The 10,760-nt window shown below is 61.5% G+C and carries 11 protein-coding genes and 1 pseudogene; 3 read left to right on the forward strand and 9 right to left on the reverse strand.

Going from position 1 to position 10,760, the window contains the following annotated elements; translation table 11 throughout:
• Positions 1-183: 183 nt before the first annotated feature.
• The 9 genes and pseudogenes from ACS8YF_RS16645 to ACS8YF_RS16685 all read right to left on the reverse strand — a co-directional run bounded on the left by ACS8YF_RS16645 (position 184) and on the right by ACS8YF_RS16685 (position 8,497).
• Positions 184-1,068 (reverse strand): ArdC family protein, encoded by an 885-nt coding sequence (locus ACS8YF_RS16645; protein WP_353213551.1) that lies wholly within the window; start codon positions 1,066-1,068, stop codon positions 184-186.
• Positions 1,069-1,189: 121 nt separating this feature from the next.
• Complete coding sequence (locus ACS8YF_RS16650) at positions 1,190-1,804, reverse strand: STY4534 family ICE replication protein (protein ID WP_353213550.1); 615 nt, start codon at positions 1,802-1,804, stop codon at positions 1,190-1,192.
• A gap of 642 nt (positions 1,805-2,446) precedes the next feature.
• A pseudogene (locus ACS8YF_RS16655) lies at positions 2,447-2,572 on the reverse strand (IS3 family transposase); the annotation flags it as partial.
• Between the two features lie 388 nt (positions 2,573-2,960).
• Positions 2,961-3,878, reverse strand: a complete 918-nt coding sequence (locus tag ACS8YF_RS16660) for a multicopper oxidase family protein (RefSeq protein WP_440851269.1) — start codon at positions 3,876-3,878, stop codon at positions 2,961-2,963.
• Complete coding sequence (locus ACS8YF_RS16665; protein WP_440851270.1) at positions 3,830-4,507, reverse strand: multicopper oxidase domain-containing protein; 678 nt, start codon at positions 4,505-4,507, stop codon at positions 3,830-3,832. The genes ACS8YF_RS16660 and ACS8YF_RS16665 overlap by 49 nt, the downstream gene beginning before the upstream one ends.
• Positions 4,508-4,580: 73 nt before the next feature.
• Positions 4,581-4,811, reverse strand: coding sequence for a hypothetical protein (locus tag ACS8YF_RS16670; protein WP_037341548.1), 231 nt, complete (start codon positions 4,809-4,811; stop codon positions 4,581-4,583).
• Positions 4,812-4,900: 89 nt separating this feature from the next.
• Positions 4,901-7,306: a heavy metal translocating P-type ATPase gene (locus ACS8YF_RS16675; RefSeq protein WP_037341547.1), complete on the reverse strand. Its 2,406-nt coding sequence runs from the start codon at positions 7,304-7,306 to the stop codon at positions 4,901-4,903.
• Between the two features lie 2 nt (positions 7,307-7,308).
• Positions 7,309-7,701, reverse strand: a complete 393-nt coding sequence (locus ACS8YF_RS16680) for a MerR family transcriptional regulator (RefSeq protein ID WP_037341545.1) — start codon at positions 7,699-7,701, stop codon at positions 7,309-7,311.
• Positions 7,702-7,822: 121 nt separating this feature from the next.
• The gene (locus tag ACS8YF_RS16685) at positions 7,823-8,497 is read right to left on the reverse strand and encodes a protein-disulfide reductase DsbD domain-containing protein (RefSeq protein ID WP_084189194.1); all 675 of its coding nucleotides are present in this window, start codon (positions 8,495-8,497) and stop codon (positions 7,823-7,825) included.
• Between the two features lie 733 nt (positions 8,498-9,230).
• Between ACS8YF_RS16685 and ACS8YF_RS16690 the strand changes: the two genes are divergently transcribed.
• From ACS8YF_RS16690 to ACS8YF_RS16700, 3 genes are all read left to right on the forward strand, one after another.
• On the forward strand, positions 9,231-9,581 hold the full coding sequence (locus ACS8YF_RS16690; protein ID WP_037341543.1) for a hypothetical protein: 351 nt from the start codon (positions 9,231-9,233) through the stop codon (positions 9,579-9,581).
• A gap of 198 nt (positions 9,582-9,779) precedes the next feature.
• Positions 9,780-10,358: a TlpA family protein disulfide reductase gene (locus tag ACS8YF_RS16695; RefSeq protein ID WP_440851271.1), complete on the forward strand. Its 579-nt coding sequence runs from the start codon at positions 9,780-9,782 to the stop codon at positions 10,356-10,358.
• 105 nt (positions 10,359-10,463) lie between these two features.
• Positions 10,464-10,691: a prolipoprotein diacylglyceryl transferase family protein gene (locus tag ACS8YF_RS16700; RefSeq protein ID WP_440851272.1), complete on the forward strand. Its 228-nt coding sequence runs from the start codon at positions 10,464-10,466 to the stop codon at positions 10,689-10,691.
• The last annotated feature ends 69 nt before the right edge of the window (positions 10,692-10,760 follow it).

Genomic DNA, 10,760 nt, shown 5'->3' on the forward strand with positions numbered 1-10,760 from the left:
TGAAAAGGATACTCTGTCTCACGATCCAAGCGGAGTTTGTTGCCGAAGCAGCAAGGGCCATTGATAACCGTAAGGGTACGGGTGAAAACCGATCGATTGGGCAATGTGAGGTTGGCTTACATGAGCGCATGACGGCGTCATGAAGCCAGAAAAAGCCCCGTAAAAACGGGGCTTTGAGGCGGATTACGCGACCTTGGAAGATGGCCTTGACTGCAGCTGGCCGATTAACCATTGATAGGCTATTTCAGCTTGGGCCGCAGCTCGGAATATCGCCGACTTGTCTTCCTTAAGCACACTGAGCCAGTGATCGAGGTAGCTGGCGTGATCGGCGATCTCGCCATGCAGACCCAGAGCCGACATGCAGAACGCCGATCCCAGCTCGGCGACGAGTTCCTCAAAGGCGTAAGCGCCTTTTTTGACCTCAGTCTCGTAGCGCGGCCGGTCACAACGCGACACATGTTGGGTGGCATGGGGCAGTTCGTGTAAGGCCGTGGCGTAGTAGTCGTCCGCAGAGCTGAATCGATCTCGATCAGGCATCGTGATGATGTCCGTGTTCGGTCGATAGCAGGCGCGGGCCCCGCCGTGAAGGATCGTGATACCGGACGCATTCAGGATGCGCTCGGCTGCCTCGACCGGCTCGAACCCGAACCGGGGACGCGGATCGGGCGCCTCGACGCCGTCGATCTGATCCACGTTAAACACCCTGAAATGACGCAATACGCGAACTTGCTCTATCACGGTATTGCCGTCTTCACCGACTTCGTGGGTTTCTTTCTCGAAGGTCTTGTAGAAGATCGCCGGTGAGCCGCGCTCATCTTTGCGAACTTGGCCGCCCAGTTTCTGAGCCTGCCGATAAGTCAGCCAGTGACCTGTGCTATAGCGCTGTTGCAATTGACAGCACCACAGAAACACGACGTTGAAGCCGTGGTAATCATGGCCGGTGCTCAAATTGACCGGGATATTGAGCGTCTGGGTGCGGTCCCAGGGACAGCGCCAGGGCAAGGTGCCTTGTTCCAGTGCGCCGATGATCTGATCGGTAATCTGCTTGCGAATATCCGTTTTGGACATGATGTTTCTCCGGATCATTCGCTGAGAAACACCGCGCCCAACGGGGAACGATGTTCCCCAGCCGGGAGTGAAAACGAGCGGTTGAAAATCGGGACGCGAACGTCCCGATGTCGTTTATGGTCTATACGGCCGCAGTTGCAGTCGGCAGACGCCAGACCTTGTCTTGGCCATCAAAGCGATAGCCCGCATCCTTGAGTTCAGCTTTGCGCTCCTGAAAGTCGGGATCGTCTTTCGACAGTTGGACCTCGGCCGGCATGCGGTCAGGATCCGACACAGGTGCGGCTGCATCCGAGTTGGCTGCGGTCTCGGATCCGGAATTGCCTTTCTGAGATTCCGGTTCCTCGCCGTCGTCGAATGCCGTCTCGGCGCTGTAGACAGTCTCGCCATCAATCTTGATGAAACCGATGTAGAGCAGGCGGGATTTCAGCCTGACGCCCGTCTCGCCGGCACGTTCCCCCTTGGAATAGGTGAACGTGTCGGCATACAAATCGCCGAGCCGGAAACCGATCAATACCTTGCGGTCTTGTTCTACGGCATCCTGGTACTGCTGGACCAGTGCGATCGCTTGGGCACCGCTGACACGACAATCAAAGCGTGTGTGATTGAGGTTATCCTTGGAACCGTGCAAAGCCACGATGTCGCAGGCCCAAAACGGCGAACCGTTTTTGGGACGAACCTCGCGAACGCGGTTCAGATAGCCGATGCCTTGCGTATGAAGATCGAAATATTCAGACATGGTATTTCTCCTGGAATAGGGGACACACCACGCCCTCATTGGGGATGATGATCCCCAAGAGTGGGTTGGAATAAGCTGCCGAAAAGAGCAGCGGGTTATGAAAAAAGGATCGAAGCTCGAAAGCCGCCTCGTCGCGCGATCCGGCGAGACTTGAAGGGCCACTTAATATACCCAAGTGGCAGGGTTGTCATGGTCATGAAAACCAGAGTTTCGGCGCTCTGTCAATAGCGGTGCCGCAATATTTCACACGCACGCTCGGTACAAAGCTAGGACATGGGCCTGATTCGATCTGCAGCGGGTGGCAACGCGACAAGATAGCGCATCACGTATTTACAAGCGCATCAGGCTGCGCCGCACCGATGATCCACGGTAGCGAGGGATAATCTTGTTCTACGTGCCTGCCCCATTCGACTCGATGCGATCCGCCGGAAGATGCCGACTATTGGATGCAAAGCCTTGCAGTTGATCCGAGATCACGCGTGCGGCGTGTGCGTCATTCGCCAATATTCAAGGTGTCTCGGCTAGACAGGCGAAACAGGCGGATAGCGGCGGCGTGTCGGCAGATGCAGACGCTTGACGAGGCTATCGGCCGACGTCAATGGGTCATGGTGTGAGCTAGCCCGGCTTCCACGGACGGATCAATCAAGCGACCGCTTGATGTGTTTCTTCCACTTCTAGCGGTGTTCGATAGCCCAGCGTCTGATGGATCCGCTGACGGTTATAAAACACTTCGATGTACTCAAAGATTGCCGTTCGGGCGGCTTGCCGGCGTAGCACAAACGGCCGAGTATTGACGCGTCAGCCGTGGCCGTCCGGCCATCATTGTGCCACACAACCTGACCTGCCAAGGGCATATGCAGACCGGCCAGCGTACGCAGGAATGTGGTCTTGCCGAACCCGTTCTCACTAAGGACACGGATCAGGCTGCTGGTCCGGGCGCGCCTCATCCGACAGCTCGCCGAGGCGGGCCAAGACGACGCAGCGGCGCCATTGAGCCGCGGTTGCCGGATTCACACCCGGACGCTCTGCGACCGGCGGGTTCTCATCTCTTCAGTACAGGTCGACACCACGCGCACCCGCGGCACCCTCGCCGCAGAATCGATATGACTAAAGCCGGGTACGGGTGTAGATGTTTTGCGCGCGCTAATGACTCGTTTTACGAGCGAACGCGGTAGTAACGCATCATGCCGTTGTCCCCGTGCTCCATGTTGTGGCAGTGGTATAAATAGAGCCCTTCGAAATCGGTGAAGGTCAACGCGACACGCACGCGTTCGCCCGGAAGGACGAGTACCGTGTCGAGCAGGCCGGCATCGACCAGACCAGCTGCCAGGCCGGCCCAACTGCGGCGGCCACCGACTTGGCGACGGTCCACGACCGCGAATTGCAACCCGTGCACGTGCATGGGGTGGGGCATCATCGAGTCATTGACAAACTCCCAGATTTCGGTACGCCCGAGGTGCACGATTTCGTCGTCCGCCACGGTGGTGCCTTCGAACTGACGGCCGTTGATGGCAAAGGCGCCTATCAGATTGAAACGACGGACGGGGGTATCGCGGCCGACCGGCGGCGCCTGCAAATCCTCGGCAAGGCGCGGGGGCAGTCGTTCGTTGGTGCGCACTCGCTGCGTGACCCGCAGCGCGAGCAGCGGGATACGAGCGCCTGCGGACAGGTCGGGCCCGCCCATTACGTTCGCCATCACCCCGGCCTCGTAGGCATCGCTGATCAGATGCAGTTCCTCGCCGGGTTCGTTGGCGGATAAATCCACCCAGAGGTCGATACGCTGGCCCGGCGCCAGCGTGACGAAGGGATAGTGGTGCGGCGCGCCCAGCAAGCCGCCGCCGGTGCCGAGCACGGTCACGGGCCGGCTGTCGCTCCACGCGAGTTTGTAGATGCGCGAATTGGAACCATTGAGGATACGTAGTCGGTACGGCCGGGTGGCGACCTCGCGCGCGGCATCCGGTTGCCCGTTGACCAGCACGCGGTCGCCGAGAAAACCGATGGTGCCCATGTCACGGCTGATAAAGCTCAACTCGTTGTCGCCGGCGAAACTGCGGTCCTGGATGACCAGTAACATTTCCCGGTCCCCGGCGGGCAAGCCGAGCGCGCGTTCGGCCTCGTCCTCGATGACCAGCGGCCCGGCCAGCCCGGCATAGGATTGAAAGCCGACTCGGCCACCATTAGGGCGTGTGGATGCGGGTGGTACCAATACAGCCCAGCGCGATCGACGACATCGAAGGCGACAGTCATCGCCTCGCCGGGCTTGATCGGCAGCCGCGGCTGGCCATCCACATCCGACGGCACGTGCAGGCCGTGCCAATGCACGGTGGTGTCCTCCGGCAGGCCGTTCTCCAGCCGGGCGTGGAAACGCTGGCCGCGGCGCAGCCGGATCAGCGGGCCGGTGTAGCTGCCGCCCACCGGGGTGATGGTATCCGCGGGACCGTTGCGCAGCTCGGCCGTATAGCGCCAGACCTCGCTGGGCGTCCCGGGGAGAATGGGCGCCGTGTGCGGCTGCGCACGCAGCCGGATGTCGACGTCGAACGGGCCGTTTTCGAGGCCGTAATGAGCCGCGCCATCGCGATTTGTACCTGCGACTGCTGTGTCGTGATACGCCGTCAATAGGGCTGTGGGCGCCAAAACGGTGATACCCGCGAGGCCGCCCACGGACCGCAACAGCATGCGGCGTTTCAGGTCGATCGTCGTCATAGGAGATTCGCTCTTGAGCCGGGCTCGCTTTCAGTAATGCAGGGGAATGAGGGCCATCGGATCCTGGAGTTGCTCAACTACGCAGGTATTTGATCAGCGCCACGATGGCTAGCACCAGCACGACAAGGACAAGGAGTACGAACAATAGCCAGGCGATCATCATCGGGCCGCCCATCACGCCGCATTGCATCATCGATCCGTTCATCAGGCTGCCGCCGTCCATACGGCCCGGGCCCTCCGCGGCGGCTGCAGTACCCGCGATGAGGGCAAGCAGTATCAGAGGGATGGTGACCAGTCGTTTCATGGTTGCGTCTCCTTTGTCGTGGTCGCGATCAATGTCTGAGTTGAAAATGCGGCCTCGCAGACATCAACAGCTATACGCCGCATTCCGCGTCACAAGGCGGCCCGCCGCAGCCGCAGTGCGTTGGAGATCACCGATACCGAGGACACACTCATCGCCGCGGCCGCGAGCATGGGCGAGAGCAGCGCGCCGATCAATGGATACAACACGCCGGCGGCCACCGGCACCCCGGCACCGTTGTAGATGAACGCGAAGAAAAGGTTCTGGCGGATGTTGCGCATGGTCTGCTCGGACAGCCGGCGGGCCTTGGCGATGCCGCGCAGATCGCCCTTGACCAGGGTGATGCGCGCGCTCTCCATGGCCACGTCGGTGCCGGTGCCCATGGCGATACCGACATCGGCTTTCGCCAGCGCCGGTGCGTCGTTGACGCCGTCGCCGGCCATAGCCACCTTGCGGCCCTCGCTTTGCAGTTTTTCCACCAGGGCATGCTTGTCCTCCGGCAAGGCGTCCGCGTGGACCTCGTCGATGCCGAGCTGGCCGGCGACGGACCGGGCGGTGGCCTCGCTATCGCCGGTGAGCATGACGATGCGCAGGCCCGCATCGTGGAGAATGCGCACGGCCTCGGCCGTGGTTTGCTTGATCGGGTCGGCCACCGCCACCAGCCCGGCGATTTGTCCGTCCACGGCGACGAGCATGACGGTTTCACCCTGGCCTCGGCGTTCGTCGGCCGCATCGGCCAGCGTGCCAAGATCAATGCCCTTGTCCGTCATCAGCCGGCTGTTGCCGACCAGGACCTCGTGGCCCGCAACCGTGCCGCGCACGCCTTGGCCGGTGATCGAGTCGAAATCGGCGGCCTGCTCGGGTTTGATACCGCGTTCGGCCGCGCCGTCGACGATCGAGCGGGCCAACGGGTGCTCGCTGGCGTTTTCCAGCGCGGCCACCCACTTGAGCCATTCGGACTCGTCGACGCCATCGGCCGTTTCCACGCCCACCAGCCGGGGCTTACCCTCGGTCAGGGTGCCGGTCTTGTCCACCAGCAGGGTATCGACCTGCTCCATGAGCTCCAGCGCCTCGGCGTCGCGGATCAGCACACCTTCGTGCGCACCGCGGCCCACCCCGACCATCACCGACATGGGCGTGGCCAAACCCAGCGCGCAGGGGCAGGCGATGATCAGCACCGAGATCGCGGCCACCAGGGCATAGGCCAGCGCCGGAGCAGGGCCAACCAGCGCCCAGATGATGAAGGCCGCGATCGCCGTGCCCACCACCGCCGGCACGAACACGCTGGCCACCTTGTCGGCCAGGCCCTGGATGGGCGCGCGCGATCGCTGGGCTTGGGCCACCATGTCGACGATGCGGGCCAGCACGGTGTCCTCGCCCACGTTGGCCGCGCGCATGACGAAGCCGCCAGTCTGATTGACGGTACCGCCGGTCACCGTATCGCCAACCTGCTTTTCCTGGGGGATCGGCTCGCCGGAGATCATCGATTCATCGACGGTCGAGCGGCCGTCGATGATCTCGCCGTCCACCGGCACTTTTTCGCCCGGGCGCACGCGCAGTCGATCGCCGGTTTGTAGGGCGTCCAGCGAGACATCCTCTTCGCCGTCGTCGGTCAGCCGGTGCGCGGTGGGCGGCGCCAGATCCAGCAGGCCGGCCAGCGCCTTGGAGGTCTGACCGCGGGCGCGGGTCTCCATCACCTGACCGAGCAGAATCAGGGTAATGATCACCGCCGCTGCCTCGAAGTAAAGCGGCGCATGGCCGCCTTGGCCCTTGAAGGCCGCCGGTAATAGCTCCGGAAACAGCAGCGCCAACAGGGAGAACCCATAGGCCGCACCCACGCCCAGCGCGATCAGGGTCCACATATTGGGGCTGGCGTTGACCACTGATTTCCAGCCCCGTTGGAAGGCGAAGCCGCCGCACCAGAGGACGACCGGCGTGGCCAGCGCGAGCTGGATCCAGCCGAAGGCCGCGCCGAAGAACGCTTGGACGCCCAGACCGGGAATCATCTCGCCCATGGCCAAGGCCAGCACGGCCGCCGACAACGGCACGCTAACCCAGAAACGCCGGAGCATGGCCTTGAGTTCAGGATCCTTGTCGTCACCGGAAATGGTCGTCGGCTCCAGCGCCATGCCGCACTTGGGGCAGTCGCCCGGCTCGTCTTGCACGATCTCCGGGTGCATCGGACAGGTGTACTGGGTCGCCCGCCTGGGCGGAGCCGAAGTCTCCAGCGCCATGCCGCATTTCGGACAGTCGCCGGGATGATCCTGCTCGATTTCCGGGTGCATGGGGCAAATGTAGGTCGTCCCCGCCGGAGTCGGCGTCGACGATGCATCCTCGACGGGATTCAGCGTGGCCTCGGGGTCGGCAGCGAACTTGTCGTGGCAGCGCGGGCTGCAGAAGTAATAGGTCTGCGCTTCATAATTATATGTAAGCGCCTCATCGGCGGTTACGGTCATGCCGCAGACTGGGTCCTTGTGCGCATAAGCGTCGTCACGCATGACTATTCCTCGGCCAATGCTTCGATAATCGGGCAGCCCGCGACCGGACCGCGACCGGAACATTGCTGCTCCAGGTCCGCCAGCGTGGCACGCATGCGCTTTAGGTCTTCTATCCGCGTCTCGATCTGAGCCAGCTTGGCTTGGGCGATACCTTTTATTTGGGTTTTGTCGCCACCCTCCTGCAAGCTAAGCAATGTACCGATCTCTTCCAGACTGAAGCCCAGCCGCTTGGCCCGGCGGATGAAAAGAAGACGGCCCACCGCATCGAGCGGATAGCGGCGATAACCGCTGGCTGCGCGTGGCGGTTCGGGCATGAGTCCGCGGCGCTCATAAAAGCGGATGGTCTCGACGCCGGTGTCCGCGTTTTTTGCCAATTGTCCGATGGAGTAACTCATATCACGCCCCGTGTATGGACTGCTGGGAACTATAAAGTCTTGAGTACAGTACGGAGTCAATAGCCCACATAAGCCGACCGACCGGCACTACGATTCAATCTGTGGATTGGGGCGATATCGTTCATGGTCGCTTCCTCCAGGCCCGTCTCTTTCCATCCGCGCCGCTTTGAGCGATAGGGTCGAACTGCCGCGTCGACAGGGTCGATGGCCTAAGACAAAGGCCCGAATCGTTGCAGGCCTGCACATGGGCCTCGACCTGCAAACGGTTAGCGCTTGTCTGTTCGGGCAGGTTGGCCCCGAGTACCAAGCGTCCGGAATACACCCGGATCGGTTCGTCGAGACCCACATCGATGCGACGGCCGCTGGGGTATTTCAGTTCGATCGGCAACGGGGTTCCGTTCGCTTTGATCGCGACTTCGGTGGGAATGAGAAAATCGAAAGATGCGGGGTTCGCGTTGATGTGCCAATGCTTCGTTATATCCAGCGCAATCTCGACGTGGTTCTCGTTACGGGCGGCATGAAGCGCGACGTAGTCCGCGCTGCTGGCCATCGGCTTTGCCATCGTGGCCGAGGCGTCGGCGACGCCAGAGTCGGCCAACGTGTCTTGTCGCGCATAGAGCTCGGCGATGCCGGCAGTCGAGGGGTGATCTTTCGTTGTGACCTCGTCAGCGTCGTCCGGGGCGTGCGACGCGTTATCTGACGAAGGCCATTGCCAGTAAAGAGAGAATCCGCCAACGGCCAGGGCGCCCACCAAGGGCATCAGCCAGCGTGTTACAAAATTTTCGCGTTTCAACATGGTTTCAATCGCTACCGGTTTCTATAGTCTGTTGTGCCGCTCCACAGGAGCGTGCCGGAACGTTGCGCGGCAACGAGGGGGCGAAGAAAACCGCACCCCGCCAAGAGAACAAGCCCCATTACGTGTTGTACGCGCACCGGCCAGTGCTCACCGCACGGTATTCGAGCCGTTGCGCGTCAACAGTGCGAGATAAGGCGAGACCAGACCCACGCCCCCGCCAGGAACAGCGCCACGATGGTACTGGCGGGGGCGTCAGCGCGAACGTCATGGCGCCGCCGAGGAAAGGGCGGGTACAGGGCGCCGAACATAGGGCCCGCCAGCAAGCTGGCCGGATACGGCTCGACGTAACCGGTGGTCTGTACCCGAAGAACCACTGCGGCGACTTTACGCCGTTTCCGGCCAGGCTATACGCGCCGAGTACCGCCCGCAGAAAGGCGCGTGCCGCTCGAAACCAGGGTGCCTGAAACAGGGTGCGCCAGGTCCAGTGCAACCAGGCGGTCGCCAGCGCGAGGCGGCCGATAACGTCAGCGTGCCGGCAAGGGGCGCGGCTGCCGTGCGCAGCTTGCGCTACCAGCGCCTGGGCGAGACGTATAGCGACAACAAGCATCCAAGTATAACTATCGAACGAGCCCGTTTCATCGGGCAGTGCAAACGTCATTGTCAGCCCACCACCGAAATATCGGCTCCGAGTTCAGCTTGAAAACATCGAACTTAAGGATTAGGTTGACCGCTTATGAAGCGCATTATCGCCCGGTTGCTGGTCATGAGCCTCGTGCTGGCTGGCGTGTTGTCGGCTCCACCGGTGATGGCGCTATCTATGGCGTTGGGCGATCAGGTGGCCACCGTGGCGACGCTACCGGCCGCTCAAGCGAATAACGGCTCGATAGACCGGCATCATCCGTCGAGCCAGCAGACGCTGGCAATGCCGGGCTGCCTCTTGGCCGCTTGTAACGCCGTCGCTGACGCAAGCCGCGCTGCGCTATTGGATTTCTCCTCTGACGCCACAGCGCCGACCTTCCCCCTGTCGACGCACTCAGGCCGCCTGCTTCAAGGACCTGACCCCTACCCTCCGCGCATCTCGTAATCCAGCTCTTATCGGCGCTCCGCGTTTAGCGGCTTCCTGTGCATCAAATTTTCGCGGGCAGTCGCCGCGGCACTTGTGATTAACGCAAGTGCCTTTGCGCGCGCAGCGTCTTTCTTAGAGACATCGTCTGAAATCGGCCCGTGGCGCTGCACTTGACGCCGCCGGCGCTGGAATTTCCGGAATACGAGGAAGAGTCCCATGAGGATGGACACGAAGCGCATCGGCGTTCTGTTTTTATCGATGATGGCCGTGACCTTCGCCGGCCAAGCGATGGCCGCCCCGGCCATGAAATTGTACGACGCGCCCTGGCCGGTGCTGAGCTTCCGATTCACGGACGCGACCAGACACACTCTGAGCTTGGCCGATTTTGGTGGTCGGGTACTACTGCTCAATCTATGGGCGACCTGGTGTATCCCCTGCCGTAAGGAGATGCCGTCCTTGGACCGGCTGCAGGCGCGCCTGGGCGGCCCGGCTTTCCACGTTCTGGCCCTGTCGCAGGACAAAGCGGGAGACGATGCCGTGAAGCGGTTCTTTCGCAACGTTGGCATTCATCACTTAAGGCGTTATGTCGACAGCACGGGGCGAAGCGCCAACGTGCTCGGCGTCTTCGTCATTCCGACGACCTTGTTGATCGACTGGGAAGGCCGGGAGATTGGTCGGTACGTCGGCGCGGCGGACTGGGACAGCCCGGCCGTGATCGCTCTGATCCGACGCGTTGTCGATGCTCCCTATCCGACACGCGACCCTGGAACAGAGAACGGATTGCGTTATGAATGAATCGATTAGCCATTAATTTTAAGCCAGTTAGCGGTCCCGCTTCGTTCGTTGATTCCGCATGGCAGCCGCAACCGCTCATACTTTATCTTCTGCAACTACACCACTATGTTTGTACACCCTGATATTAATCCAGTCGCTTTTTCACTCGGGCCGCTGGCTGTGCATTGGTACGGCCTGATGTACCTGCTGAGCTTTTTGCTCGGCTGGGGCATGGCAATCGTGCGCACCCGGCAGCCGCATATCCACTGGGGCCGGGAGGAAGTCGGCGATTTCCTGTTCTATGTGGTGCTCGGGGTCGTTCTCGGCGGCCGTATCGGTTATGTCGTTTCTTGATTAGTTCGGAAACTCAGCAGGGTCAGGATATGACCCACCGAGTTCGGATAATAAAGCCATAACCCACAC

This window comes from Salinisphaera sp. SWV1 (assembly GCF_052044155.1).
In the GTDB taxonomy this organism is placed as follows: domain Bacteria; phylum Pseudomonadota; class Gammaproteobacteria; order Nevskiales; family Salinisphaeraceae; genus Salinisphaera.